20 protein-coding genes, 3 tRNA genes and 1 pseudogene are annotated in these 25943 nt (G+C 70.3%); 12 read left to right on the top strand and 12 right to left on the bottom strand.

Annotation, left to right across the window (positions count from 1 at the left end; all coding sequences use genetic code 11):
• Nucleotides 1–49: 49 nt before the first annotated feature.
• Nucleotides 50–1564: an MFS transporter gene (locus ACIBAF_RS03205; RefSeq protein WP_399461381.1), complete on the bottom strand. Its 1515-nt coding sequence runs from the start codon at nucleotides 1562–1564 to the stop codon at nucleotides 50–52.
• A gap of 226 nt (nucleotides 1565–1790) precedes the next feature.
• Here ACIBAF_RS03205 and ACIBAF_RS03200 point away from each other — a divergent pair, with 226 nt between their 5' ends.
• Nucleotides 1791–2534 carry a TetR/AcrR family transcriptional regulator gene (locus ACIBAF_RS03200; protein WP_399461380.1) on the top strand — a complete coding sequence of 248 codons (744 nt, stop codon included), beginning with the start codon at nucleotides 1791–1793 and terminating at the stop codon, nucleotides 2532–2534.
• 1 nt (nucleotide 2535) lies between these two features.
• On the opposite strand, the gene ACIBAF_RS03195 is transcribed toward ACIBAF_RS03200, so the two are convergent.
• Both ACIBAF_RS03195 and ACIBAF_RS03190 read right to left on the bottom strand, forming a co-directional pair.
• Nucleotides 2536–4917 (bottom strand): molybdopterin oxidoreductase family protein, encoded by a 2382-nt coding sequence (locus ACIBAF_RS03195; RefSeq protein ID WP_399461379.1) that lies wholly within the window; start codon nucleotides 4915–4917, stop codon nucleotides 2536–2538.
• A 197-nt stretch (nucleotides 4918–5114) separates the two neighbouring features.
• Nucleotides 5115–5792 carry a vancomycin high temperature exclusion protein gene (locus tag ACIBAF_RS03190; RefSeq protein ID WP_399461378.1) on the bottom strand — a complete coding sequence of 226 codons (678 nt, stop codon included), beginning with the start codon at nucleotides 5790–5792 and terminating at the stop codon, nucleotides 5115–5117.
• Between the two features lie 202 nt (nucleotides 5793–5994).
• Between ACIBAF_RS03190 and ACIBAF_RS03185 the strand changes: the two genes are divergently transcribed.
• From ACIBAF_RS03185 to dnaG, 4 genes are all read left to right on the top strand, one after another.
• Nucleotides 5995–6774, top strand: coding sequence for a sirohydrochlorin chelatase (locus tag ACIBAF_RS03185; protein ID WP_399461376.1), 780 nt, complete (start codon nucleotides 5995–5997; stop codon nucleotides 6772–6774).
• A gap of 139 nt (nucleotides 6775–6913) precedes the next feature.
• Complete coding sequence (locus tag ACIBAF_RS03180) at nucleotides 6914–8173, top strand: deoxyguanosinetriphosphate triphosphohydrolase (protein ID WP_399461375.1); 1260 nt, start codon at nucleotides 6914–6916, stop codon at nucleotides 8171–8173.
• 145 nt (nucleotides 8174–8318) lie between these two features.
• A complete protein-coding gene (locus ACIBAF_RS03175; protein ID WP_399461374.1) occupies nucleotides 8319–9584 on the top strand; it encodes an NAD(P)/FAD-dependent oxidoreductase in 1266 nt (421 codons plus the stop codon).
• A gap of 40 nt (nucleotides 9585–9624) precedes the next feature.
• On the top strand, nucleotides 9625–11526 hold the full coding sequence (gene dnaG, locus ACIBAF_RS03170) for a DNA primase (protein WP_399461372.1): 1902 nt from the start codon (nucleotides 9625–9627) through the stop codon (nucleotides 11524–11526).
• Here the strand turns inward: dnaG and ACIBAF_RS03165 are convergent.
• Nucleotides 11497–12513, bottom strand: coding sequence for a nucleotidyl transferase AbiEii/AbiGii toxin family protein (locus tag ACIBAF_RS03165; protein ID WP_399461371.1), 1017 nt, complete (start codon nucleotides 12511–12513; stop codon nucleotides 11497–11499). The genes dnaG and ACIBAF_RS03165 overlap by 30 nt on opposite strands.
• Nucleotides 12510–13175 (bottom strand): hypothetical protein, encoded by a 666-nt coding sequence (locus tag ACIBAF_RS03160; RefSeq protein ID WP_399461370.1) that lies wholly within the window; start codon nucleotides 13173–13175, stop codon nucleotides 12510–12512. The genes ACIBAF_RS03165 and ACIBAF_RS03160 overlap by 4 nt, the downstream gene beginning before the upstream one ends.
• A gap of 102 nt (nucleotides 13176–13277) precedes the next feature.
• Between ACIBAF_RS03160 and ACIBAF_RS03155 the strand changes: the two are divergent.
• Nucleotides 13278–14605 (top strand): annotated as a pseudogene (locus ACIBAF_RS03155) (RNA polymerase sigma factor).
• 61 nt (nucleotides 14606–14666) lie between these two features.
• On the opposite strand, the gene ACIBAF_RS03150 reads toward ACIBAF_RS03155, so the two are convergent.
• The 4 genes from ACIBAF_RS03150 to ACIBAF_RS03135 form a co-directional block, all read right to left on the bottom strand.
• On the bottom strand, nucleotides 14667–16595 hold the full coding sequence (locus tag ACIBAF_RS03150; protein ID WP_399461369.1) for an ABC transporter ATP-binding protein: 1929 nt from the start codon (nucleotides 16593–16595) through the stop codon (nucleotides 14667–14669).
• Nucleotides 16595–18328: an ABC transporter ATP-binding protein gene (locus tag ACIBAF_RS03145; RefSeq protein WP_399461368.1), complete on the bottom strand. Its 1734-nt coding sequence runs from the start codon at nucleotides 18326–18328 to the stop codon at nucleotides 16595–16597. The genes ACIBAF_RS03150 and ACIBAF_RS03145 overlap by 1 nt, the downstream gene beginning before the upstream one ends.
• A gap of 145 nt (nucleotides 18329–18473) precedes the next feature.
• Nucleotides 18474–19928 (bottom strand): FGGY-family carbohydrate kinase, encoded by a 1455-nt coding sequence (locus ACIBAF_RS03140; protein ID WP_399461367.1) that lies wholly within the window; start codon nucleotides 19926–19928, stop codon nucleotides 18474–18476.
• 126 nt (nucleotides 19929–20054) lie between these two features.
• A complete protein-coding gene (locus tag ACIBAF_RS03135) occupies nucleotides 20055–20360 on the bottom strand; it encodes a YtxH domain-containing protein (RefSeq protein ID WP_143688256.1) in 306 nt (101 codons plus the stop codon).
• A 153-nt stretch (nucleotides 20361–20513) separates the two neighbouring features.
• Here ACIBAF_RS03135 and ACIBAF_RS03130 point away from each other — a divergent pair.
• The 3 genes from ACIBAF_RS03130 (at nucleotide 20514) to ACIBAF_RS03120 (ending at nucleotide 20917) form a co-directional block, all read left to right on the top strand.
• Nucleotides 20514–20586, top strand: a tRNA-Asn gene (locus ACIBAF_RS03130).
• Nucleotides 20587–20591: 5 nt separating this feature from the next.
• Nucleotides 20592–20664 (top strand) — tRNA-Asn (locus tag ACIBAF_RS03125).
• Nucleotides 20665–20843: 179 nt separating this feature from the next.
• Nucleotides 20844–20917, top strand: a tRNA-Ile gene (locus tag ACIBAF_RS03120).
• A 287-nt stretch (nucleotides 20918–21204) separates the two neighbouring features.
• Here ACIBAF_RS03120 and ACIBAF_RS03115 read toward each other — a convergent pair.
• On the bottom strand, nucleotides 21205–22626 hold the full coding sequence (locus ACIBAF_RS03115; RefSeq protein ID WP_399461366.1) for a tyrosine-type recombinase/integrase: 1422 nt from the start codon (nucleotides 22624–22626) through the stop codon (nucleotides 21205–21207).
• 184 nt (nucleotides 22627–22810) lie between these two features.
• On the opposite strand from ACIBAF_RS03115, the gene ACIBAF_RS03110 reads away from it, so the two are divergent.
• A complete protein-coding gene (locus ACIBAF_RS03110; RefSeq protein WP_399461365.1) occupies nucleotides 22811–23023 on the top strand; it encodes a DNA-binding protein in 213 nt (70 codons plus the stop codon).
• 100 nt (nucleotides 23024–23123) lie between these two features.
• Nucleotides 23124–24086: a recombinase family protein gene (locus tag ACIBAF_RS03105; RefSeq protein ID WP_319671739.1), complete on the top strand. Its 963-nt coding sequence runs from the start codon at nucleotides 23124–23126 to the stop codon at nucleotides 24084–24086.
• Here ACIBAF_RS03105 and ACIBAF_RS03100 read toward each other — a convergent pair.
• Both ACIBAF_RS03100 and ACIBAF_RS03095 read right to left on the bottom strand, forming a co-directional pair.
• A complete protein-coding gene (locus ACIBAF_RS03100) occupies nucleotides 24075–24848 on the bottom strand; it encodes a hypothetical protein (protein WP_399461364.1) in 774 nt (257 codons plus the stop codon). The genes ACIBAF_RS03105 and ACIBAF_RS03100 overlap by 12 nt on opposite strands.
• A gap of 5 nt (nucleotides 24849–24853) precedes the next feature.
• Complete coding sequence (locus tag ACIBAF_RS03095; RefSeq protein WP_319671741.1) at nucleotides 24854–25381, bottom strand: hypothetical protein; 528 nt, start codon at nucleotides 25379–25381, stop codon at nucleotides 24854–24856.
• A gap of 325 nt (nucleotides 25382–25706) precedes the next feature.
• Here ACIBAF_RS03095 and ACIBAF_RS03090 point away from each other — a divergent pair, with 325 nt between their 5' ends.
• Nucleotides 25707–25880, top strand: coding sequence for a hypothetical protein (locus ACIBAF_RS03090; protein WP_399461363.1), 174 nt, complete (start codon nucleotides 25707–25709; stop codon nucleotides 25878–25880).
• The last annotated feature ends 63 nt before the right edge of the window (nucleotides 25881–25943 follow it).

The following is a 25943-nucleotide window of genomic DNA, read 5'->3' as shown; positions in this document are numbered from 1 at the left end:
CCGGCGCCCCCGTAGGGTGCCGGCCTTCTCGGTACGGGCGTCCAGCCGGTCAGGCGACCAGCTCCTGCTCCTCCACCGACGTGTCGATCGAGGCCGTCGGCTGTTCCGGCTTGCGGTCCCGCATCACCAGGGTGGCCAGGACCGCCGCCGCCAGCACACCGATCGCGCTGACCGTGAAGGTCGTCGTCATCGAGGCGGTGAAGGCCTCGCGGGCCGCCCGGACCAGGCTCTGGTCCCCGCCGGCCACCGCCAGCGCCCCGCCGATGGACTGCCGGGCCGCCTCGGGGGCGTCGGCCGGCATCTCGGCGGCGTAGCCGCTGGTGAGGAGGGAGCCGAGGATCGCGATGCCGAGAGCCGTGCCGGCCTGCTGGATCGTGTCGTTCAGGGCCGAGCCGACGCCCGCCTTGTCCGCGGGGATGGTGCCCATCAGCGCGCCCACCGCGGCCGGCATCGCCAGACCCGCGCCGAGGCCGAGCAGCCCGAGGGCGATCGCCGGGACGGTGAAGCCGGAGTCGGCGTCGACCGTCGTCAGCAGGGCGAAGCAGGCGACCATCACGAGCATGCCGGACAGGATCACGTAGCGGTTGCCGTACTGTGCGGCGAACTTGGCGCCCATGCCGTTGCCGATCAGCGCGGCGACGGCCAGGGGCAGGAAGGCGAGGCCCGCCTTGACGGGGGAGTAGCCGAGGACGAACTGCAGGTACTGGGTGAGGACCAGCAGCAGACCGCCGTTGCCGATCTGCACCAGGGCCAGCGAGAGCGAACCGCCGCTGAAGTTGCGGTGCTTGAAGAGGACCAGCGGGACCATCGGGGCGGAGGTGACGTTCTCCCAGATCACGAAGCCGGCCAGACCGACGACGGCGACCACGAGGCTGACGGTCGAGCGGCCGCCGAAGGCGCCGTGCTGCGGGAGCTCGATGATCCACCACACCAGGGCGGTCATGCCGACCGCGGAGAGCACCGCGCCCAGCGGGTCCGGCTTCTGCCAGGGCGCCTTCGACTCCGGCATCAGGACCACGGCGGCGACGACGGCCAGCGCGACGACCGGGACGTTGATGAAGAAGATCGAGTGCCAGGAGAAGTGGTCGATCAGGACACCGCCGAGCACGGGGCTGCCGACCAGGCCCAGCATCGACACCGATCCCCAGGCCGCCATCGCCTTGCCGCGCTCCTCCTCGTCGAAGACGGTGATGAGGATCGAGAGGGTGGACGGCATGATCAGCGCGCCGCCGACGCCCATCGCGGTGCGGACGGCGATCACCTCACCGGGATTCGTGCAGATCGTCGCGGCCAGTGAGGCCGCCCCGAAGAGCAGCAGGCCTATCAGCATCACCTTCCGGCGGCCGAAGCGGTCGCCGAGGCTTCCGGAGGTCAGCAGCAGGCCGGCGAAGACCAGGATGTAGGAGTCGAGGATCCACTGCGTGTCCTGGGCGCTCGCGCCGAGGTCCTCGGTCATCGAGGGCACCGCGACGGTCAGCGCCATGCTGTCGATCGTCAGGACCAGAGTGCTCAGGCACAGCACGACGAGGATCCACCAACGGCGTGGGTTGCGGGTATCCGGCATGGGAAGTCCGGTCCTTTCGATGACTTCAGCGGCTGCGTACGGTGTTCCGTCCGTTGCGAACACTGTACGCATTCCGGAACGATGTGCGCAAGCGGTTAACTCTGTACGCTGGAAGCGCACGACGTACGCCACACCGTTGACCCGTTGACCCGTTGACCCGTTGACCCGTTGACCCGTTGACCCGTTGAGCCCCTTGACCGACTGACCGAGCACCTGGAGTGGAGCCGTGGCCGCCAAGACGAAGAACCCGCAGCCTGTCCCGTCCGTATGGACCCGGCAGAAGCGCGAGCCCGACCAGCCCGCGCTCAGCCAGGACGCGATCGTCCGCGAGGCGGTCGCGATGCTGGACGCCGACGGCATCGAGGCGCTGAGCATGCGCAAGCTCGGCGCCCGCCTGAACGCCGGCGCGACCTCCCTCTACCGGCACGTCGCCACCAAGGACGAGCTGATGGAGCTGGCCGTGGACGAGGTCGCCGCCGAGATCCACGTCCCGCCCGCCGACGGCCCCGACTGGCGCGCCGCCGTCACCGAGGCCGCGGCCTCCTTCCGTGCGACGGCGCTACGGCACCCCTGGCTGTCCTCGGTCCTCGGTCAGGCCGGCCTCGCCTACCTCGGCCCCAACCTGATGGCCTTCTCCGAGAGCCTGGCCGCCCTGTTCACGGCGGCCGGCTTCGAGGAGCCGGGCCGCGCGATCGAGCCGCTGCTCAGCTACGTCATCGGCGTCAGCACCACCGAGGCTGCCTGGCTCACCACGGTCGCCCGCTCCGGCGAGACCGAGGTCGACTTCATCGCCCGCCTGATGCCCGCCGCCCAGCAGGCCGCCGCCCCCTACGACCACCTCGCCGACGACTACGCCGCGAGCGCCGCCGCGGCGACGGACCCGGTGGCGCTGCGCGAGGGCAAGTTCACCTACGGCCTGGAGGTCGTCCTGGACGGCCTGGCCCTGCGCCTGCCCCGCGAGGCGTCCTAGTCTAGAGAGCCGCCGCCTTCTCCACCCGGACCGCGCACACCTTGAACTCCGGCATGCGGGAGGTCGGGTCGAGGGCCGGGTTGGTGAGGGTGTTGGCGCGGCCCTCGCCCGGCCAGTGGAACGGCATGAAGACGGTGTCCGGGCGGATTCCGGTGGTGATGCGGGCGGGCGCGACGGCCCGCCCGCGCCGGGACACGACCGCCACCGGGTCGCCCTCGGCCGCCCCGAGCCGCGCCGCGAGGCGGGGGTGCAGCTCGACGAACGGGCCGGGCGCGGCGGCGTTCAGCTCGTCCACGCGCCGGGTCTGCGCGCCGGACTGGTACTGCGACACGACCCGTCCGGTGGTGAGCAGCACGGGGTAGTCGTCGTCCGTTTCCTCGGCGGCCGGCCGGTGCGTGACCGGCACGAACCGGGCCCGCCCGTCCGGCGTGGCGAACCGCTCGAGAAAGAGCCGCGGCATGCCGCCCGGCCCCCGCCCGACCCGCCCCCCGTCCCTCGTGTCCCCAGCGTCCCTCGTGTTCCCCACGGCCCCCGCGTCCCCCACGGCCCCAGCGTCCGCCACAGCCCCCACAGCCCCAGCGGCCCCCACAGCCCCCACAGCCCCAGCGGCCCCCGCGTTCCCCACGGCCCCCGCGTTCCCAGCGTCCGCCACAGCCCCCACAGCCCCAGCGGCCCCCGCGTTCCCCACGGCCCCCGCGTTCCCAGCGTCCGCCACAGCCCCAGCGGCCCCCGCGTTCGCCACGTCCCTCGCGCCCCCCGCGTCCGTCTCCTCCTCGGCCGGGCAGGGCCAGAACATGCCCTCGCCTGTGCCCTCGGACAGCCGTGCGTAGCTGATTCCGGAGTAGTCCGCGATGCCGCCCGCGCTGGCTCGCCGGAGCTCCTCGAAGACCTCCTCGGGCTCGGTCGGGAAGCCCTTCTCGACGCCCAGCCGGGCCGCCAGCTCGTGCAGCACCTCCAGGTCGCTGCGCACGCCCGCCGGGGCGGTGATCGCCTGCCGGCGCAGCAGCACCCGCCCCTCCAGGTTGGTCGTCGTCCCCGTCTCCTCCGCCCACTGGGTGACCGGCAGGACGACGTCCGCGAGGGCCGCCGTCTCCGACAGGACGACGTCACAGACGGCAAGGAAATCAAGGGACTTCAGACGTTCCTCGACATGGGCCGCCCGCGGCGCGGACACCACCGGGTTCGACCCCATCAGCAGCAGCGAGCGGATGTCCGTGCCCAGCGCGTCCAGCAGCTCGTAGGCGCTGCGTCCCGGGCCGGGCAGCGAGTCGGGGTCGACGCCCCACACCTCGGCCACGTGCGCCCGCGCCGCCGGGTCGTCCAGCTTGCGGTAGCCGGGCAGCTGGTCGGCCTTCTGGCCGTGTTCGCGCCCGCCCTGCCCGTTGCCCTGGCCGGTGAGGCAGCCGTAGCCGCTGAGCGGGCGTCCCGCCCGGCCCGTCGCCAGGCACAGGTTGATCCACGCGCCGACCGTGTCGGTTCCCTTGGACTGCTGCTCGGGTCCGCGCGCGGTGAGCACCATCGCGGTCTCGGGCTCGCAGAACAGCCGCACTGTCTCCCGGAGTTGTGGAACGGACACCCCCGTGATCCGCTCCACGTACTCCGGCCAGTGCGCCATGGCCGCGGCCCGCGCGTCCTCCCAGCCGACGGTCCGCTCCCGCACGAACTCCTCGTCGACGCGCCCCTCGGCGACGATCAGGTGCAACAGGCCGAGGGCGAGGGCGAGATCCGTCCCGGGCCGGGGTGCGAGATGCAGGTCGGCCTGTTCCGCGGTCTTCGTGCGGCGCGGGTCGATCACGATCAACGTGCCGCCGTTCTCCCGCAGTTCGTTGAAGAACCGCAGCGAGGGCGGCATGGTCTCGGCGAGGTTCGACCCGACGAGGATCACGCACCCCGTCTTGGGGATGTCCTCCAGCGGGAACGGCAGCCCCCGGTCGAGGCCGAACGCCTTGATGCCGGCCGCCGCCGCGGACGACATGCAGAACCGCCCGTTGTAGTCGATCTGCGAGGTGCCGAGCACGACCCGTGCGAACTTGCCGAGCGCGTACGCCTTCTCGTTCGTCAGCCCGCCCCCGCCGAACACCCCGAGCGCGTCGGCCCCGTGCCCGTCCCGCACGCGCGCCAGCTCCCCGGCGATCCGGTCGAGCGCCTCGTCCCAGGTGGCCGGCACGAGCGCGTCGCCGGACCGCACCAACGGGGAGGTCAGCCGCACCCGGGACGAGAGCACCTCCGCCGCCGTACGGCCCTTGCCGCACAGCGCGCCCCGGTTCACCGGGAAGTCCGCGCGCTCGACCACCTCGACACCCCCCGTGGGCAGGGGCGACAGGGCCATCCCGCACTGCAGGGCGCAGTACGGGCAGTGGGTGGGTGTCGAGGTGGTCCGCATACGCCTCAGCGTGCGTCGGCCGTGTTACACCCCGTGCGGTCTCCTGTTACGGCGGTGTGGTGGTGCCCTCCCGGCCGACCCCGGCCCGCCGTGAGGCGCCTGGCGTGCGGCGCCTGGCGTGCGGCGTCTGTCGTGCGGCGTCTGCCGTGTGGGCCCGCCACGCCACGCCCCGCCGGACCCGGCCGCCTCCGCCCCCGCTACCGGCCGCCGGCCAGCGCCCTCGTCACGCCCTGCTCCTTGGGCCCGAGGAACCGGGGGTCCGGCTCGAACACCGCGTCCAGGGCCGCCTTGCCGGCCGCGAAGACCTCCCGGGCGCCCCCGTAGTACCAGGTGACGTCGTGTTTCGCGGCGACGCCGACACCGTACGAGTCCACCCCCGCCGCCTCGCACAGCGCGACGGCCCGCCGGATGTGGAACCCCTGGCTGATCAGCACGGCCCGGTCGACGCCGAAGATCTTCTTGGCACGGACGCAGGAGTCCCAGGTGTCGAAACCGGCGTAGTCGCTGACGATCCGAGCGTCGGGCACCCCGTGCTTCGTCAGGTAGGCGCGCATCGCGTCGGGCTCGTCGTAGTCCTCCCGGCTGTTGTCGCCTGTCACGAGCACGACCTTGATCCGGCCCTCCCGGTACAGCGTGGCCGCCGCGTCCAGCCGGTGCGCGAGATACGGCGACGGCTCGCCGTCCCACAGGCCCGCGCCGAACACGACGGCGACCTCGGTGCGCGGCGCGTCCGCCGTCGTACCGAGCCGGTCCGCCGTCGTCACCCACATCCAGGTGGACGGCAGCAGCGCCAGCACACATCCCGCCATCACGGCCTGCACCAGCCGCCGCCGTCCCGCACGGGTGCGCGGCAGCCGCGGTCGACGGATGTTCATACGGTGTCCCCCCGGGTCGACAACCCCTTCGGCCTGGGAAGACGCAGCGAACAGAGATCCGGTTTCGCGTCCGCTGCGCTTCCGGTTCGCTTCTGCGTTCGAGCGACGCCTCACACCGCCGCCCCGCCCGCCGTGAACCCCCGGAAAGAACTCGTGACGGTCAGGCAACGGCAGTGCAACCTCGTGCCGTCACGATCGGTGCATGAGCCAGCCAAGCCTCGTCCACCTCGACGGCCGCCGCCGACCCGGCCCGCCCGCGCTGGTCGTCGTCGCCCACGGCAGCCGCGACCCGCGCGCCCTGAGCACCGTCCGCACGCTCCTGGACCGCGTCCGCGAGCAGCGCCCCGGCCTGCCGGTGCACCTCGGCCACATCGAGCTCAACGAGCCGCTGCTGACGGACACCCTCGCCGACCTCGACGCCCACGACACGGCGGACGCCGTCCTGGTCCCCCTCCTGCTGGCCCGCGGCTACCACGTCAAGCGGGACATCCCCGAGATGGCCGCCAAGGCTCGGGTACGCACGCGCGTGGCGGCCCCGCTCGGCCCGCATCCCCTGCTGGTGGAGACGCTCCACGCCCGTCTGACCGAGGCGGGCTGGCGCACGGACATGACGGAGGCGGAACGCCGGACGAGCGCGGTGGTCCTCGCGGCGGCCGGCTCCCGCGACCCCGACTCGGCCGTCGACACCCGCCGCACCGCCCTCCTCCTGGCCCACCGCCTGGGCGTCCCGGTGATCCCCGCCTACGCCTCCACAGCCACCCCGACGGTCCCCACAGCCCTGCGCGCACTGGCGGCGAGGGGCCGGGAAAGGGTGGCCGTCGCCTCCTACTTCACGGCCCCCGGCCGCTTCGCAACGGAGTGCGCGCAAGCAGCCCCCTGGATCGCCTCGCAGCCACTGGGCACCCACCCCGCGATGGCCGACCTCCTGCTCCACCGCTACGACCAGGCATTGCAGGCAGACGGCAAGAGCAACGCCGCCTGAAAGGGGCGCGGGGCTGTGCCGATGTGCGGCTCCGCCGCGTGAGCGCGATCAGCAACAAACAACCTATAAGCCGCCAAACCGCCGAACCCGGCAGTCGAGTAGGCGCCCGATTGTCACTACGTCCGCTTACTGTCGAAACATGCCCTACGACTTGCCGTCAACGGAACGCTGGGCGGCGGAGCCCGACAAACGCCCCGGCCGTACCGCCTTCCAACGAGACCGCGCCCGCGTCCTGCACTCCTCGGCGCTGAGAAGACTCGCGGGCAAGACCCAGGTGGTCACACCGGGCGAGCGCACCGAAGCATGGGACGCGACCCCCCGCACCCGCCTCACCCACTCCCTGGAGTGCGCCCAGGTGGGCCGCGAGCTCGGCGCGGCCCTGGGCTGCGACCCCGACCTGGTCGAGGCCGCCTGTCTCTCCCACGACCTGGGCCACCCCCCGTTCGGCCACAACGGCGAACAGGCCCTGAACGACTTCGCGCAGGACTGCGGCGGCTTCGAGGGCAACGCCCAGTCACTGCGCCTCCTCACCCGCATCGAGCCCAAGCGCTTCACCGCCGAGGGCTCCGTCGGCCTCAACCTCACCCGGGCCGCCCTCGACGCCGCCACCAAGTACCCGTGGCCCCGGGGGGCCCACCCCGCCGACCCCGCGTCCCCCAAGTTCGGTGTCTACGAGGACGACCGGCCCGTCTTCGACTGGGTCCGCAAGGAGGCCCCCGGGACGCGCACCTGCTTCGAGGCGCAGGTCATGGACTGGGCGGACGACGTGGCGTACTCGGTGCACGACGTGGAGGACGGCCTGCACGCGGGACACATCGACCCGGGCTGCCTGCACGCCGAACCGGAACGCCAGGAGGTCTTCCGGGTCGCCGTCGGCCGCTACGTTCCGGACGACACCGATCCGGCCGAACTCGCCGCCGCCCTCGACCGTCTCCTGGACCAGGAGTGGTGGCCGCACGGCTACGACGGCACGGCGGTCGCCCAGGCCGGCCTGAAGGACGCCACCAGCCAGCTCATCGGCCGCTTCTGCCTCGCCGCCGAGGCGGCCACCCGCGCGCGCCACGGCGGGGGCCGCCTCACCCGCTACGGCGCCGAACTCGTCGTCCCGCACGAGACGCGCCTGGAGTGCGCGGTCCTCAAGGCGGTCGCCGACCGGTACGTCATGCAGCGCGCCGAGCAGGAACGCCTGCGCGCCGACCAGCGCGTCGTCATCAGCGAGCTCGCCGAGGCCCTCACCGCGCGCGCCCCCGACGGCCTCGACCCCCAGTTCCGCGCCCTGTTCGACCGGGCCCCCGACGACCGCGCGCGCAAGCGGGTCGTCGTCGACCAGATCGCCTCCCTCACCGACGCCTCCGCCCGCTCGCTGCACGCCCGTCTGACGGGGCAGCAGAGACCCTGACCGAGACGCCGACCGAGGGCGGTCCGGTGCGCCCAAACGGGCCCGAACGAGCCCCGGCGTGCCTTGATCGGGCACGTCCCCCTTCCCCCATCACGCTGCGTGCGGGACGCTCGCATGTGGCGGCACGCTTACGAGGAGGCATCACGTGGTCGACGCGGATCAGACATTTGTCATCGTCGGAGGAGGCCTGGCCGGCGCGAAGGCGGCCGAGACGCTGCGGGCGGAGGGCTTCACCGGCCGCGTGATACTGATCTGCGACGAGCGCGACCACCCCTACGAGCGTCCGCCGCTCTCCAAGGGCTACCTGCTCGGCAAGGAGTCGCGCGAGAGCGTCTTCGTGCACGAGCCCGCCTGGTACGCGCAGAACGACATCGAGCTGCACCTGGGCCAGACCGTCGACGCGATCGACCGCACCGCGAAGACGGTCCGCTTCGGTGACGACGGCACGCTCGTCCACTACGACAAGCTGCTCCTGGCCACCGGCGCCGAGCCGCGCCGGCTGGACATCCCCGGCACCGACCTGGCGGGCGTGCACCACCTGCGGCGGCTCGCGCACGCCGAGCGGCTCAAGGGCGTCCTGGCCGCCCTCGGCCGTGACAACGGCCACATCGTGATTGCCGGCGCCGGCTGGATCGGCCTGGAGATCGCGGCGGCGGCCCGCGAGTACGGCGCGGAGGTCACCGTCGTCGAACCGGAGCCGACCCCGCTGCACGGAGTGCTCGGCCCGGAGCTGGGCGGCCTCTTCGCCGACCTGCACCGCGAGCACGGCGTCCGCTTCCACTTCGGCGCCCGGCTCACCGAGATCGTCGGCCAGGACGGCATGGTCCTCGCCGCCCGCACCGACGACGGCGAGGAGCACCCGGCGCACGACGTCCTCGCGGCGATCGGCGCGGCCCCCCGCACCGGCCTCGCGGAGGCGGCCGGCCTCACCCTCGCCGACCGCGCCCACGGCGGCGGGATCTCGGTGGACGCCCAGCTGCGCACCTCCGACCCCGACATCCACGCGGCCGGCGACGTCGCGTCCTTCCCGCACGGCCTCTTCGACACCCGGCTGCGGGTGGAGCACTGGGCCAACGCGCTCAACGGCGGTCCGGCCGCCGCCCGCGCGATGCTCGGCAAGGACGTCGCCTACGACCGCGTGCCCTACTTCTTCTCCGACCAGTACGACCTGGGCATGGAGTACAGCGGCTGGGCCCCGCCGGGGACGTACGACGAGGTGGTGATCCGGGGCGACGCCGGCAAACGGGAGTTCATCGCGTTCTGGGTCAAGGAGGGCCGCGTGCTGGCCGGGATGAACGTGAACGTGTGGGACGTCACAGAGCCGATCCAGAAGCTGATCACGTCGAGAACCCCGGTGAACACGGAGGCGTTGGCCGACCCGCGCGTTCCCCTGGAGGACCTGGCCTCGTAGGGGCCCCGGGAGTGTCGGAGCCGCCCCGTAGAATCACCTCGTGGCTGGACGGATCAACGACGAGGACGTGAAGGCGGTACGGGACGCGGTCCCGATCGACGCCGTGGTGTCCGAGTACCTCCAGCTGCGTAACGCGGGCGGCGGCAACCTCAAGGGCCTGTGCCCGTTCCACGACGAGAAGTCGCCGTCCTTCCAGGTCAGTCCGAGCAAGGGACTCTTCCACTGCTTCGGCTGCCAGGAGGGCGGCGACACCATCACGTTCGTGATGAAGGTCGACCACCTCACCTTCTCCGAGGCGGTCGAGCGCCTCGCCGGCCAGGCCGGCATCACCCTGCGCTACGAGGAGGGCGGCTACAACCCCTCCCACCAGCGCGGCGAACGCATCCGCCTGGTCGAGGCCCACAAGATCGCCGCCGAGTGGTACGCGGAACAGCTCGCCACCAGCCCCGAGGCCGACACCGGCCGGATCTTCCTCGCCGAGCGCGGCTTCGACCAGGCCGCCGCCGTCCACTTCGGCGTCGGCTACAGCCCCCAGGGCTGGGACCACCTCACCCGCTTCCTGCGCGGCAAGGGCTTCAGCGACAAGGAACTGCTCCTCTCCGGGCTCGCCCAGGAGGGCCGGCGCGGTCCCATCGACCGCTTCCGGGGCCGTCTGATGTGGCCCATCCGCGACATCGGCGGGGAGGTCGTCGGCTTCGGCGCCCGCAAGCTCTACGAGGCCGACAACGGGCCGAAGTACCTCAACACGCCCGACACGGCGATCTACAAGAAGTCCCAGGTCCTGTACGGCATCGACCTCGCCAAGCAGCACATCGCCAAGACCAGCCGGGCCGTCGTCGTCGAGGGCTACACCGACGTGATGGCCTGCCACCTCGCCGGAGTGACGACGGCCATCGCGACCTGCGGCACGGCCTTCGGCGGCGACCACATCAAGATCCTGCGCCGGCTGCTGATGGACAACGGCAGCGCCCGCGTCATCTTCACCTTCGACGGTGACGCGGCAGGCCAGAAGGCAGCCCTGCGCGCCTTCGAGGACGACCAGAAGTTCGCCGCAGAGACGTACATCGCCATCGCGCCGGACAACATGGACCCCTGCGACCTGCGGCTCGCCAAGGGCGACGAGGCGGTCGCCGACCTCGTCGAACCCCGCACCCCGCTCTTCGAGTTCGCGCTGCGCCAGATCGTCGTCCGCTACGACCTCGACACCCCGGCGGGCCGCGCCGCCGCGCTGGACGAGGCGGCGCCCATCGTCGCCCGCATCAAGAACAGCGGCGCCCAGCACGAGGTCGCCGTCCAACTCGCCGGCATGCTCGGCATCCTCGACACCCAGTTCGTCGTCAAGAGGGTCGCGCAGCTGGCCCGTTGGGCCCGCGACGGCGGCGGCAAGGGCCCTGCACCGGGCAGCCGCAGCCGCCAGCAGTACGACGCCGCCCCGCGCCCCGCCACCGCCGGCCCCGCCCTCACCCTCCGCAACCCCGTCTACGCCACCGAGCGCGAGCTGCTGAAGCTCGCCCTGCAGCGCCCGGAGCTGGTCTCCCCGGCCTTCGACGCGTACGGCGTCGACGAGTTCACCGCCGCCCCCTACGCGGCCGTACGCCAGACGGTCCTGGACGCGGGCGGCGCCGAGTGGGGCGTACAGGACGGCCAGGAGTACCTCATCCGTGTCCGCGAGGCCGCCCCCGACGACACCGTCCGTGCCATGGTGACCGAACTCGCCGTCGAGCCGATCATGCGCAAGACGGTGGACGAGATGTACGCCGGCGCCCAACTGGTCACCGTCCGCCGCCGCGCCGTCGAGCGCCGCATCCGCGACGTCCAGTCCCAGCTGACCCGGCTGGGCGCAGGCGGCGACCCCGCCCAACTGGCCGCCGTGCAGAACGAGCTGTGGGTGCTGCAGCAGTACGACCAGGCCCTACGAGAGCACGGCGCCGCCGCCCTCTGACAGCCCCTCGAACGTCGCCCCCACCGCCCGCACCAGCCGCTCGGCGAACTCCCGCTCATCGTCCCTGAACTGCGGGTACTCGTCGACGAAGTGGTTCCACTCGACGTACCCCACCCCCTCGACCACGCCCTCGAAAAGGATCTTCTCGCGGGAGGGGTCCGGCCACTCGCCGGAGAGCCGGAACACCTCGTGCAGCAGTTCGTACGGCAGGGGATACCGCTCGGCGAGGAGTACCGCGTCGTACAGGTCCTTGCCCTGCGCGTACATGTCGTTGATGATCCACATCAGCTTCCAGGCCAGTGACAGCTCCGGGGTCGCCGCGAGCAGGACCGACCCGCCCGGCAGCTCCACCGGCTCGGGCGCTTCGGGCAGCTTCTCGTTGAAGACGAAGTCGAGCTGGACATGGCCGCCGGGCAGGCCGGGCGCGGACCACGGCAGCACCATGCGTCGGCCCGGCACCCGCTCGTAGGTCCAGATGTCCTCGACCGCCGCGCCCGCCGCGGAGATCCCCAGATGCGGCCCGCGCGCGCTTGCCAGCGCCTCGGCCGCCGCCGCGATCGCGTCGAGCATCCGGGCCGTCCGCGGGTCGTCGATCCCCCACTGCTGCGGTATGACGACGAAGTCCAGATCACCCGGCTCGCGGGCGGCGCCCCCGAACCACGCCGACATCAGCACGCTGCCGCGCAGCACCAGCGAGTCCACCCACTCCGAGTCGGAGATCGCGGCGAGGACCAGGTCCAGCGCCCTGCGCCGCGCCGCCCGCCACGCCTCGGTCTTCGCCGGGTCGGCGAACGCGGGGTCGGCGGCGCGGTACGCGTTCGGGTACTGCTTCATGGCCGGGTCGAAGATCAGCCGCTGCGTCACCTCCTCGCCCGGCACGGTCCGCACGGTGCGCGGGAGCTGCTGGGCCAGGCGTGCCCGGTCGTCAAGTGGCTCCCTGGGCGACTCGCCGCCCGACCATCTCCAGTCCTGCCACGACCCGCTCATCCCCGCACCCCTCGCACGCCCACGGTCTCCTCGATCCACCCGTCGTCCACCGACAGGTCACTGTCGTAGAGCACGAACTCCCGCTCCGCATCCAGCACTTCGAACACCCGCAACTCCGTCAGCAACTCCTCCAGCGCCCGCCCCGCCCCCTCGGCGTCCACCCCGTTGCATCGCTGGGTCACGAAACGCTCGTGCCGCCCGCCCCCGGCCACCCGCCGTGCGTTCCACGACAGATGGGCGCCGTACGGGACGACCCGAGCCGCCAGCGCGGTCAGGTCGGCGTCCGCGTCGAGCAGCAGTTTCAGGTGGTGCTCGAAGTACTGCCCGCCGCCGCACGGTTCGCGTGGCACCTCCGGAGCCCACGGCGTCGACTCGATCTTCACGCGCACGGGGTGGAAGCCGTCCGCCACGAGCCGTGCCACCACGCCTCGCGCCCGAGCGGATTCCTCGGGGTACGTCCGGGAACCTGACAGGGTGAGCATGGGCTGCTCGCGCATCCGGCCACGGGCCAGCACGATGTGCGTCAGCTTGAGACCGGCCGCGGCCGCCCAGCGGCGCAGCCGCCGCGACTCGGTCGGGCCGGGGCAGTGGACCGTCACGTGTGTTTCGTACCGGGAGGCGGACACCGGCGCATCGTCCCAGACCAGGGGTGGGGCGGGCATCCGGGTTTACGGCCGTGACCGCGTGGCGGTCACGGGTCGGACGCAAAAAGTCACCGCACGCCCCTCGTGGCGGTGATGTGTCGTACTCCACACTGGGTTGCGGTGCCTGAGTCCTCGGAGCGCGGCCGATCCCGGACGACAGCGGCGTGGCCGCCGACTCCGCCCCCGTAGTACCGCTGCTGCTCACCTCAGCAGCGATCATCCTGGAGGTCGCCCCCGTGCAGACCCAGACCCAGACCCTGACCCACACCGACCGCACTGCCGACAGTACGAACGGCACGACCACCGGTAAGACCACCGGCACGGCCGACGGCGCGGAAGCCGACGCCGAGACCGACGTCCTCGTCGCGGTCCCGCCACAGGACCGTGCCGCACACCACCCGGAGACGGAACCCGCGACGGAGCCGGAGACGGCGGGTGAGCAGGAGGCCGAGCAGGAGGCCGAGCCGACCGCCGAGCTCCTCGAAGAGGCCCCCGAGCCCCTCGTACCGCCCCGCGCCCGCACCGCCGACAACAGCGGCCCCTCCTCGGACCTGTTCCGCCAGTACCTGCGCGAGATCGGCCGGATCCCGCTGCTCACCGCGGCCGAGGAGGTCGAGCTGGCGCGGCGCGTGGAGGCCGGCCTGTTCGCCGAGGAGAAGCTCAGCAGCGCACCCGACCTGGACAGCGAACTCGCCGTCGACCTCGACCGGCTGGTCGTCATGGGCCGGATGGCCAAGCGGCGGCTGATCGAGGCCAACCTGCGGCTCGTGGTCTCCGTCGCCAAGCGGTACATCGGGCGCGGGCTGACCATGCTCGACCTCGTCCAGGAGGGCAACCTCGGGCTGATCCGGGCGGTCGAGAAGTTCGACTACGCCCGCGGCTACAAGTTCTCCACGTACGCCACCTGGTGGATCCGCCAGGCCATGTCCCGGGCGCTGGCCGACCAGGCCCGCACCATCCGCGTCCCCGTCCATGTCGTCGAGCTCATCAACCGGGTCGTCCGCGTCCAGCGCCGGATGCTTCAGGAACGCGGCTACGAGCCGACGCCCGAAGAGGTCGCCGCCCAGCTCGACCTGGCGCCCGAGCGCGTCGGAGAGGTGCTGCGGCTGGCCCAGGAACCCGTCTCCCTGCACGCCCCGGTGGGCGAGGAGGACGACGTGGCCCTCGGCGACCTCATCGAGGACGGCGACGCTGCCAGCCCCGTCGAGTCGGCGGCGTTCCTGCTGCTGCGCGAGCACCTGGAGGCCGTGCTGTCGACGCTCGGGGAGCGCGAGCGCAAGGTGGTCCAGCTCCGCTACGGCCTCGCCGACGGCCGCCCGCGCACCCTGGAGGAGATCGGCCGCATTTTCGGCGTGACCCGCGAACGGATACGGCAGATCGAGTCGAAGACCCTCAACAAACTCCGCGACCACGCCTTCGCGGACCAGCTGCGGGGCTACCTCGACTGACAGGGCCGCTCGCCGTCACCCGACGCGAGCGGCCCCCGAGAAGCCCCGGACGAGGCGACCGTCAGTCGACCTCGGCCACCGCCTGCGCGAACTGCGCCTGGTACAGCCGCGCGTACGCCCCGTCGGCCGCGAGGAGGTCGGCGTGCGCGCCCTGTTCGACGATCGAGCCGTTCTCCATCACCAGGATCGTGTCGGCGTCCCGGATGGTCGACAGGCGGTGCGCGATGACGAACGACGTACGCCCGTGCGCCAGCTTCGCCATCGCCTTCTGGATCAGCACCTCGGTGCGGGTGTCGACGGAGCTGGTGGCCTCGTCGAGCACCAGGATCACCGGGTCGGACAGGAACGCCCGCGCGATGGTGATCAGCTGCTTCTCGCCGGCGCTGACCCCGCTGCCCTCGTCGTCGATCACGGTGTCGTAGCCGTCGGGGAGGGTGCGCACGAACCGGTCGGCGTGCGCGGCCCGCGCCGCCTCCTCGATCTCACCGCGGGTGACCTCGCGCGCCGAGCCGTACGCGATGTTCTCCGCGATGGTGCCGCCGAACAGCCAGGTGTCCTGGAGCACCATGCCGATCCCGGCGCGCAGTTCGTCGCGGGACATCCGCGCGATGTCGACGCCGTCGAGGGTGATGCGCCCGCCGGAGACGTCGTAGAACCGCATGAGCAGGTTCACCAGCGTCGTCTTGCCGGCGCCCGTCGGGCCGACGATGGCGACCGTGTGGCCGGGCTCCACCGTCAGCGACAGGTCCTCGATCAGCGGCTTCTGCGGGTCGTACCGGAAGGACACGCCCTCCAGCGCCACCCGCCCGCGCAGCTCCTTCGGCCGCTCGGCCGCCACCGGATCCGTCTCCTGCTCCTCCGCGTCCAGGAGTTCGAAGATACGTTCGGCCGAGGCGACGCCCGACTGCACCAGGTTCGCCATCGACGCGACCTGCGTCAGCGGCATCGAGAACTGGCGCGAGTACTGGATGAACGCCTGCACGTCGCCGATGGAGAGCGAGCCGGACGCGACGCGCAGCCCGCCCACCACCGCCACCAGCACATAGTTCAGGTTCGACACGAACATCATCAGCGGCTGCATGACCCCGCTGTTGAACTGCGCCTTGAACCCGGCCTCGTACAGCGCCTCGTTCTGCTCGGCGAACTGCTCGGCCGACTCCTCCTGGCGGCCGAACACCTTCACCAGCGTGTGCCCGGTGTACATCTCCTCGATGTGCGCGTTGAGCTTGCCGGTGGTGCGCCACTGCTGCACGAAGTGCGGCTGCGACCGCTTGCCCACGCGCGTGGCGACGACGAACGACAGCGGCACGGTCACCAGCGCGACCAGCGCGAGCAGCCACGACACCCAGAACATCATCACCAGCACGCCGATGATGGTCAGCAGCGAGTTGACGAGCTGGCCCATCGACTGCTGGAGCGTCTGCCCGATGTTGTCGATGTCGTTCGTGGCTCGGGAGAGCACCTCACCGCGCTGGCGCTTGTCGAAGTACGACAGCGGCAGCCGCGACAGCTTCGTCTGCACGTCCTCGCGCATCCGGAACATCGTGCGGTTGACGGCCCGGTTGACCAGGCGCGTCCCCACCGCCATCAGCAGACCGGCGACGAGGAACACGCCGAGCGCGAACAGCAGGACCTCGCCGACCGCGTCGAAGTCGATGCCCTTGCCGGGCGTGAAGTCGGTGCTCTTGAGCATGTCGGCGACGCCGCCCTCGCCGCGCTCCCGCATCGAGTCGAGGACCTGCTCCTTGCTCGTCCCGGCCGGCATCTCCCGTCCGATGATGCCCGCGAAGACCAGGTCGGTGGCCTTTCCGAGGATCTTCGGCCCGACCACGCTGAGGCCGACGCTCAGCGTCACGCAGGCCAGCATCGCGTAGAGGGTGAGCCGTTCCGGCTTGAACTGGGCGAGCAGCCGCCTGCCCGACACCTTGAAGTCCAGCGAGCGGTTGTCGGGACCGGTGCCGGCCATCATGCGCCCCATGGGCCCGGCCATCAGGCAGCCTCCGCTTCCGTGAGCTGGGAGAGCACGATCTCCCGGTAGGTCTCGTTGTCCGTCATGAGCTCGCGGTGCGTGCCCGTGCCGACGACCCGGCCCTCGTCGAGGACGATGATCCGGTCGGCGTCGCGGATGGTCGCCACCCGCTGGGCGACGATCACGACGGTCGCCTCGGCGGTCTCCCGCCCGAGAGCCGCCCGCAGCGCCGCGTCGGTCGCGTAGTCGAGCGCGGAGAAGGAGTCGTCGAAGAGGTAGATCTCCGGCCGCTGGACGAGCGTACGGGCGATCGCGAGCCGCTGGCGCTGACCGCCGGAGACGTTCGTGCCGCCCTGCGCGATGGGGGAGTCCAGGCCGTTCTCCAGCTTGCTGACGAAGTCCTTGGCCTGCGCCACCTCCAGCGCGTGCCACAGCTCCTCGTCGGTGGCGTCCGGATTTCCGTAGCGCAGGTTGGTGGCGACGGTGCCCGCGAACAGGTACGGCTTCTGCGGCACGAGCCCGACGGTCTTCGCCAGCAGCACCGGGTCGACCTCCGCGACGGCCACCCCGTCGACGAGCACCTCGCCCTCGGTGGCGTCGAACAGCCGGGGCACCAGCCCCAGCAGCGTGGACTTGCCGCTGCCGGTCGAGCCGATCACGGCGGTCGTCTCCCCGGGCCGCGCCACCAGCTCGACGGCCTTGAGGACGGGCTCCTCGGCGCCCGGATAGCGGAACCCCGCGCCCCGGATCTCCAGATGCCCGTGCCGGCGCAGCTCGGTGACGGGCGCCACCGGCGGCGCCACGGACGACGAGGTGTCCAGCACCTCCTGGATGCGCTCGGCGCACACCTCCGCGCGCGGCACCATCATGAACATGAAGGTGGCCATCATCACGGACATGACGATCTGCATGAGATAGGCGAGGAACGCGGTCAGATCACCGATCTGCATCCCGCCGCTGTCGATCCGGTGGGCGCCGAACCAGACCACCGCGATCGACGACAGGTTCACCGTGGTCATGACCACCGGGAACATCAGCGCGAGCAGGTTGCCGGTCTTGAGCGAGATGTCCGTCAGGTCGGTGTTCGCCTTCCGGAACCGGCCCTCCTCGTACTCGTCGCGCACGAAGGCCCGGATGACCCGGTTGCCGGTGATCTGCTCGCGCAGCACCCGGTTCACGGTGTCCACCTTCACCTGCATGGACCGGAACAGCGGCCGCAGCCGGAGCACGATCAGCGTCACGCAGATGCCCAGCACCGGCACCACGGCGACGAGCACCCCGGACAGCGGCACGTCCAGGCCGAGCGCCAGCACGATGCCGCCCACGCACATGATGGGCGCCGAGGCCATCAGCGTGAACGTCATCAGGGCCAGCATCTGGATCTGCTGGACGTCGTTCGTGGTCCGGGTGATCAGCGTGGGCGCGCCGAAGTGCCCGACCTCCCGGGCGGAGAAGGACTGCACCCGGTCGAAGACGCCGGCGCGCACGTCCCGGCCCAGCGCCGAGGCGGTCTTCGCGCCGTAGTACACGGCGCCGATGTTGCACACGACCTGCGCCAGCGAGATGCCGATCATCACGCCGCCGAAGGACAGGATGTATCCCGTGTCCCCCTCGACGACGCCCTGGTCGATGATGTGGGCGTTGAGCGTGGGCAGGTAGAGGGTGGCGCAGGTCTGCAGGAACTGCAGCAGCACCAGCAGGGTGATGGGTTTTCGATAGGGCCTGAGGTACGTCCTCAGCAGTCGTATGAGCACGCTACGTCTCTCGGAGTCGACGGGCGGGGCTTGGGCATTCGGTTGCCCCTGGCCCCTATCGTCGAACACTCCACCCGCGTTACCTCAACCGATTAAGCCGACAGCAGTGTTTTCAAGGCCTTCCTCGAAGGACCCGAGGAGGGCGTTACGGGCGAAACGCCCCGGGATGCGTCTGCTCCCGCACCGACACGAACTGCTGTCGCACCGCCTGCCCCACGGCCAGCTCCTCACCCGGGTCCAGGACCTGCGCCGCCGCCCCCTGCCAGGCCGGCGGATTCCGCGGATCGAGCGTGCCCTGCGACACCCCGAGCGCCCATGCCGCCTGCCGGGCCGCCCCGATCGCCGCGTAGTCCGCCGGCTGCGGTACGACGACCTGCGCCCCGAACAGCGCGGGCGCCGCCGCCTGCACGGCCGGCAGCTCGGCCGCCGCCCCGAGCAGGAAGATCCGCCGCACGTCCACGCCCCGGCCGCGCAGCACGTCGAGCGCGTCGGCGAGCCCGCACAGCATGCCCTCGAAGGCGGCCCGCGCGAAGTGCTCCGGCTTCATCGACTCGCGCCGCAGCCCCGCCAGCGTCCCCGCGGTGTGCGGCAGGTTCGGCGTCCGCTCGCCCTCCAGATAGGGCAGCATGACCAGCCCGTGCGACCCCGGCGTCGACTTCATCGCCAGGTCCGACAGCCCCTGGAGATCGGCCGCCCCGACCAGCTCGGCGGCGCCCCGCAGGGTCCGTACGGCGTTCAGGGTGGTGACGACGGGCAGGTGCATGCCGGTCGCGTCCGCCAGGGAGGTGATCATCCCGCTCTGGTCGACGAGCGCCTCGGGGTGCACGGCCATCACGGACCCGGAGGCGCCCAGCGACACGACCGCGTCGCCGAGCCCGATCCCGAGCCCCAGGGCCGCGGCCATGGTCTCGCCGGTCCCCGCGGAGATCAGCAGCCCCTCCGGCGTCGTGCCGGCCGCGTCGGACGGCCCGATCACCTCGGGCAGCATGGCCTGGTGACCGAGCGCCAGCTCCACGAGATCCGGCCGGTAACCGCCGGTGGCCGCCGACCAGTACCCGGTCCCGGAGGCCCCACCCCGATCGGTGGTCCTCCTGACCGGCCGCCCGAGCAGTTGCCACACCAGCCAGTCGTGGGCCTGGAGCAGCACGGCCGTCCGCGCGGCGGCGTCCGGCTCGTTCTTCGCCAGCCAGCGCAGCTTGGTCACCGGCTGGGCCGCCTGCGGCACGCATCCCACCGCCTGCGCCCAGGCCTCGCGTCCGCCGAGCGCGTCGACCAGGTCGGCCGCCGCGACCTGCGCCCGCTTGTCCCCGCCGACCATCGCCGGGCGCACGGTGTTGCCCTGCGAGTCCAGCGGCACGACGGCGTTCTGCTGCGAGGACACCCCGATGGCCTGCACCCCTTCGAGCAGCCCACCGCCCGCGGCCTCGCCCAGGGACAGCAGCCAGGCCTGCGGATCGACATCGGAGGGCCGCCCACCGCTCTCGGCGCCATCCATCGGATGCGGCGCATATCCCTGCCGGAGCACGGCTCCGCTGTCCGCGTCGCAGACGACGATACGAGTGAAATCGGGCGAACTGTCCAACCCGGCGACTATCCCCATACCGAAAATTCTGCCGCACACTCCGCTTGGGTTTGGCCGTGGCGAGCGTACGACTGGGTGTGTTCTTGCGGGGCGGGTGCGTTCTGGCTGGTCGCGCCCGCGCGCAGAGATCGCGCGGAGATGCTGTTACGTGTTGCTGGTGCCCCAGTCGTCGCCTCCGCCGTTGTGGGCGCTGCGCTCCTTCAGGGCGCGGACCCGGCCGGCGACCGACTCGGGCATGTGGTCGCCGACCTTCTCGCTGACCACGTGGTACGCCTTGCCCGCGTACTGGCGGCCCTGGTGGGCGGCCGTCTCGGCGGTGTTGCGCACCGCGGGGTTCTGGGCGACCTGCTGCGCGGACTTCTTCAGCTGCTCGTAGCGCTCGCGCCCGGCACGCGTGCCCAGCACGTAACCCAGAGCCAGCCCGACGACGAACGTGAGCTTGTAGCGCACGACGGCCACCTTCCCTCGTGTAGGTCCCTGGCACGACCGCGCCGGGGGAACCGATTGGCGGAGCACCCCCCAGCTTGCGCTAATGTATGTGTCGCAGCGAGCGAGCGCCCCCTGGCGGATACCCAGGTAGGTACGTTCGATGCAACGAGGCATTCCTCCGTAGCTCAATTGGCAGAGCAGCCGGCTGTTAACCGGCAGGTTACTGGTTCGAGTCCAGTCGGGGGAGCTCGGTCCTCCGTAGCTCAATTGGCAGAGCAGCCGGCTGTTAACCGGCAGGTTACTGGTTCGAGTCCAGTCGGGGGAGCATCGTGAACGAGGACCCCGTGGGGGTCCTTTTTCATGTCGGTGTCACGCCGACGGGAACCGTGCAGGCCAGGGCGCAGTCCTCATGGTCGTGCAAGGTCCACCAGCCGAAGCGTGAGATCGTATGAGCGGCTATGCTGCGGCAGACGGCGCGCACACATGTACGCGACACGCCGCTATGGGGCGGTAGCTCAGCCGGTTAGAGCAGCGGACTCATAATCCGTCGGCCGTGGGTTCGAGTCCCACCCGCCCCACTGCTCGCTACGCGAGGAGAAACCTTCTGACCAGGCGTTTCCCTGGCTGGGGGTGAGTGTGTGAGGGCCTTGGCGGCCCATGGTGATCATGTTTTCATGATCGACAGGACAAATTCGGGACGCAGGTCACGCAGCGGGACGCAGACCCCCATCCGGCCCGTCGTCCTCTCCGCCGCCTTCGGGCTCTGTGGCCTCGGCCGAATCCTTCGGCTTGGTGGCCTCGTCCTGCCGACGTCTCTTCTTCGGCGCACGGGGCACGACCGCGATGGTGGACTCTGCTTCGGCGGTCAGGAGCTGAGGCAGGACGCTCGTGTACGTGTCCGAGGTGATCTGGCGGAACTGTGCCCCAGTCGCTCCTGGACGACCTTGATGTCCGCGTTGCCCAGCAGCGCCAGCGTCGCGGACAGATGCCGGGTGTCGTGCAGCCGGATCGGCGGAAGCCCTGACAGTTCGACAAGCCGGTTGAACCGGCGGCTGATCCAGTCAGGGTGTAGCGGTTCGCCGTTCTCGTGAGTCCAGACCCGGTTGGACTCGACCCATGCCTCCTCGCCCGACCACTGCTCCCGCTCCCTGGTCTGAGTGTCCCGCCACTCCCGGATCAGCTGACCCGTCTGTGAGTCGAAGGTGACGGTGCGGACGCTGTCCTGTTTCGGGGCTTCGTCGTATTGCTGGTAGGCGATCTCCACGATCTGTGCCGAGATGCGGAACCAGGACTTGGCGAGGCTGACCTCCGGCCAGGGGAGCGCGCACATCTCGCCGCGCCTGGGCCCCCGGAAGATGAAGGTGTGCCACATGGCGTGAAGTCGGTCATCGCAGACGAAGTCGAGGAATTCCCCCGTCTGCTCGGGAGTCCAGACCATGACCGGGCTGGGCTTCTTGCTGGTGCGCTCCCACTCCTCGACCCGTTCCGGTGACCAGACGAGCGCCTTCGGCCGCTTGGCCGTCGGCAGCTCGACGAGCTGCGCCCAGTTGGTCGAGTAGTCGCCGCTCTTCACGCCGCTGCCGAGGAATGAGCTGAGGGTGGCGTTGATGCGGTGCATGGTCGCTGCGCTGGTGATCTTCCGCTTGGACTTGCGCTCCTCGCGGAGAGCCGCGTTGGCGTCAAGGTAGGCCCGGCGCGTGATGCGACGCTCCTCCTTCTTCCCCGCGGCACGAACCCAGGCCGTGTGCGCGGCGTCGCGCGCCTCCTGTAATTCGACCACCTTTGCGTGGTGGATGAGCCGCTCGGCGTTCTGCCGCTCAATCGCGTCGTACATGGCCTCGACGTGGCGCAATCTGAGGTCCCGCCGCTTGATGTGGCCGAGGTGCGGTTCGAGGTAGAGGGTGATGTGCTCTTTGTACCCATGCTCAGTCGTGCGGGCCAGGCGCCGCTTCCTCTTGATCCACACGCGCATGTCTTCTCCGACTGTGGCGTTGCTGAGGACGTCGGCGCCGCCGACGGCCTTGCGGTAGATTTCCTCCGCCTTGGCCTTCGCGTCATCCTTCTTGGCGAATCCGCCGCGCCGGACGCGCTCGCGCTTTCCGCCCTCGCCTGCTTCGAGCTCGAAGTAGAAGTACCAGGTGCCGTGACCCTTCTCTGTAAGCTTCGGGCAACTCGCGCCGAGCTTGCGCAGCTTCGGCGACCCGTTGGCTTTGAGTATCGGCGTGCCGTCGTCGCCAACTGCGGGCTCCTGGCAGGCGCAGCGCCGCGTATAGCTGGGGTTGAACACGTATCTCCCCTTCGTGGCCTTCGTTTGTAGATCTTCTGTGCCGGTCCTTGTCGAACCGATGTCTATCTTGCCCCAACACTCCAGCGTTGGGGTATTCTTATGGCAAGTTGGCGCGGGGGAGAACGCGACAACGGGAATGACATCGAAGGACGCTTCTGTAGCTACGGACACCGGGGTCGGCCAGATGACCCTGGAAGAGCTACTCGCGCTGCCGCCGACCGTGAACGTCACGACAGCTGCGCGGGCGCTCGGGATCGGCACGCACAAGGCTTACAACTTGATCAAGCAGGGGTCCTTCCCCGTGCAGACGCTGCCTCTGGGCAGCACGGTGAGAGTTCCCACTGCTGCACTCTGGCGCGTGCTCGGGGTGACGCTGCCGGAGCGGCGATCTGTGTAGCCCTGGGTCTGTCGATCTCCAGAGTCATAGCTCCGGTACGAGAGCTGTGGCCTAGGATCGGGCGGCTACAGGGGCGCACAGACGAGAAACGGACCACCGCATGCCACGGCTCTACGGTTTCGACGATCAGTCGCGTCAGCGGCTGCGTGATGACGAAGTGGGCCCGCTGCGCCAGATGGTGAGTCGGGCCCTGGTTGATGAGTCCATGTCCAACCAGGACATCGCCGTATGGGCGAGCGGTGAGGGCTACCGGGGCACGCTCGGCGGGGAGTGGAAGGACGCGTCGGTCGGACGGCTCTTCCGCAACCCGGCGATCGCGGGGCTGCGCTACGAGGACGGTGAGCTCGTTGACGCCGGCCACCCGGGCGTCATCACCCGTGAAGAGTTCGAGGCCCTCCTGGCGCGCGAGAAAAGCCGCAAGACGGCCGATGCGGACCCCCCGTACGACTACGTGTACACCGACGGGGCCGCCACCTGCGGCAAGTGCACGAATGCTCTTCAGGGCGCTCGTTCCAACGCAGGCACACCTGGTTACCGGTGCCGCCCGAAGGACAAGACTGGTCGTGGCGGCTGTGGCGAAGTGCGGATCGAGGCCGATCTGTTGGAGAACCACGTCGGTGAGTACGTTGTGGCGGAGCTCCTCAAGCCCGGCGTTCGGGCCCAGATCCTCAAGGCCCAGACCACCGTGCGCAAGCAGGTTGAGCAGCTCAGCAAGGAGGTCGAGGACCTTGTGGCACGGCGCGCTGAGGCCGGTACGCTCTACGGCCAGCGACAGATCAGCGGCGATGCGTTCGTGGCTGCCGATCGTGAGCTCACCGCGAGCCTGAAGACCGTGCGCTCGCGACTTCGGTACGCGGAGCAGATGGCGAGCTTCTCGCTGGGTAACGCGAAGGACCTGGTGAGGTGGTGGAACACTGCGCCGACCGCGTCGAAGAAGGCCATCGCCATGTTGCTCTTGGCGAACGTCGAGGTGTTCCCCGCGAGCGCCCGCGGCGTCCGAACCGTCGAGCCAGGGCGCGTCGTCCTCCACTGGCGCAAGCTGTCCAGCCTGTCAGGTGGATGAGACGGGTACCTTGCGGGAGGCGAGACGCTTGCCGACCATCGCCATGGTAAGACCTGTGATCAGGGTGATCACGGCAAGTCCGGCCAGAACTGGCGAGACGATCTCCTCGATGTCCAACGACCACGGGTGACGGAGATAGTGAGTCACCAGGTATGAGCCCTTGCTGGCGGCGTAAGCCACACCGAGAAGCGCAGACACCGTTGACAACGCGAGCCCGCGAGTCGACCAGCTGTGTCCGCCCCGCCGGGCAATGAGAGCCATTCCGGAGCACAGGAACGCGATCTCGCCGCAGGTGATCGCGACGTAGCTCAGGTAGACCATGAGGTAGACGGTGACGCCTGGCACACTGGCGTACTCAGTCGTGAACTCCATGCCTTCGCTGGTGGTGTTGACGAACAGCGGCAGCATCGCTGCGAGGACGCACACGGCGAATGCGACGCGCGCGTACAGGCTGGCCTTCAGGACTTCCTGGTTGTACGACCAGTCCACGAGCATGAGCTGAAGACTGCCGCACCACAGGACAGCGCAGATGTGCGCGCCGAGCTTGGCTGCGTTGTTCATGCCGGTGGCGGATTCGACCAAGTCCTCAATTGACGGCACCGCGAGGGCTACGCCCAGGGTGCAGACGCCGAAGGCTGCTGCTCGCGTGAAGCGGGCGATGCGGTATTCGTTTCGGGTGCGCTGGCGCCAAGCCTCGCGGCCGGAGAGAGCGGTGCCCGCTAAGCCGAACAGAGTGCACAGTCCGAAGACGATGCCGTCCATGGTGTTCAGTTTCCTTCCAGATCAGATACGGCGCGTTCGGCTGCTTCGGTGAAACTGAGGCGCCGCCGTCGGCCTGGCCGTGGTGGTTCAGCGGCAGGGGGAAGCTGCTCGGGCACTTCTGGGACGGTGAGATTGCTGTGGCCGTGCCGAAGACGGATCTCACGTGCGGCCTCCAGAAGCTCGGCAGCCCCGGTTTCGCCAAGGTCGTGGATGAGTCGCAATGCCTCGCGGGCGTCGTGGTACTCCTCGTAGACCGATAGGGAGGTGAGTCCGTTGTAACCGGGGAGTAGGTAAGCTACCGGACTGTCGAATGCCCTTGCGAGCCCGACCAGTTGGGAACTCTTCGGGTCCGACTTGACGCCGTTCAGAAGGTCGTTCACGACCTGGTGGGTCATCACTGGCTTGCCGCCGGGCGTCTCGGCCGTGGCGGCGGCGATGGCACGCGTGCTGGGGGTCTTCCCGTTCGCTCCGCGTTTCCTGCCGAGCAACACGGCGAGCTTGTTGGAGAGAGGGGTGTCCGGGCCGAGCGGCATTGTGCTGGCTACTCCTCGGTGGCGTGACGGGCCCGGTAGGGCGGCAAGAGGCAGGTCATGACGCACGCCAATTATCGGGTGCTACTCGGAGGGCAGTCTAATGTCTAGGTTGGTTGACATTAGGTGACGGCTCCAGCAAGATCGATAGCCAGCAGTCATAGAGAGTGCACTCAGCGTGCGGGTCGCCGCTCCCCATCTCATTTCCCAGGCCGTGAGATCGTGGCCGGCGCCCTTTGGCTGATATGTGCCTCCAACTCGACTGTGTAGGGATCTAAATAGCCGGGTTCGCCGCAGTGGACGAACGGTGCAACGCGGGGAGGGTGCGGTGGGGATCGAGCTGAACCGAGTGCTGGCCCGACTGGAGGAATCGGGTGGTGCGGAGAATCTCATCTTGGATGACGAGGTGGCGCGCGGTGTACTGGGTGCTCTTGCGATCGTCGACCCGGTGCGGGTTGGCCGCGACTCGGGGCGTGTGAGTAGTAGCGCCGCCGCAAGTTGATCTATGTGAATGGTTGGGCGCGGGTCCTGGTGGGGGTCCGCGTCCATGCGTTTGACCTGCGAA

The sequence above is a fragment of the Streptomyces sp. NPDC051677 genome, assembly GCF_044453465.1.
Taxonomy (GTDB): Bacteria; Actinomycetota; Actinomycetes; order Streptomycetales; family Streptomycetaceae; genus Streptomyces.
This window is presented reverse-complemented; position numbering and strand designations above follow the sequence as displayed.

Bases quoted from the DNA above. Each gene is read 5' to 3' on its own strand.
- ACIBAF_RS03105 (WP_319671739.1), top strand. From the start codon at position 23,124: ATGCCACGGCTCTACGGTTTCGACGATCAGTCGCGTCAGCGGCTGCGT.
- ACIBAF_RS03180 (WP_399461375.1), top strand. From the start codon at position 6,914: ATGCCCTACGACTTGCCGTCAACGGAACGCTGGGCGGCGGAGCCCGAC.
- ACIBAF_RS03160 (WP_399461370.1), bottom strand. From the start codon at position 13,175: ATGCCCGCCCCACCCCTGGTCTGGGACGATGCGCCGGTGTCCGCCTCC.
- ACIBAF_RS03110 (WP_399461365.1), top strand. From the start codon at position 22,811: ATGACCCTGGAAGAGCTACTCGCGCTGCCGCCGACCGTGAACGTCACG.
- ACIBAF_RS03205 (WP_399461381.1), bottom strand. From the start codon at position 1,564: ATGCCGGATACCCGCAACCCACGCCGTTGGTGGATCCTCGTCGTGCTG.
- ACIBAF_RS03195 (WP_399461379.1), bottom strand. From the start codon at position 4,917: ATGCGGACCACCTCGACACCCACCCACTGCCCGTACTGCGCCCTGCAG.
- ACIBAF_RS03150 (WP_399461369.1), bottom strand. From the start codon at position 16,595: ATGGCCGGGCCCATGGGGCGCATGATGGCCGGCACCGGTCCCGACAAC.
- ACIBAF_RS03095 (WP_319671741.1), bottom strand. From the start codon at position 25,381: ATGCCGCTCGGCCCGGACACCCCTCTCTCCAACAAGCTCGCCGTGTTG.
- ACIBAF_RS03185 (WP_399461376.1), top strand. From the start codon at position 5,995: ATGAGCCAGCCAAGCCTCGTCCACCTCGACGGCCGCCGCCGACCCGGC.
- ACIBAF_RS03100 (WP_399461364.1), bottom strand. From the start codon at position 24,848: ATGGACGGCATCGTCTTCGGACTGTGCACTCTGTTCGGCTTAGCGGGC.
- ACIBAF_RS03140 (WP_399461367.1), bottom strand. From the start codon at position 19,928: ATGGGGATAGTCGCCGGGTTGGACAGTTCGCCCGATTTCACTCGTATC.
- ACIBAF_RS03165 (WP_399461371.1), bottom strand. From the start codon at position 12,513: ATGAGCGGGTCGTGGCAGGACTGGAGATGGTCGGGCGGCGAGTCGCCC.
- ACIBAF_RS03190 (WP_399461378.1), bottom strand. From the start codon at position 5,792: ATGAACATCCGTCGACCGCGGCTGCCGCGCACCCGTGCGGGACGGCGG.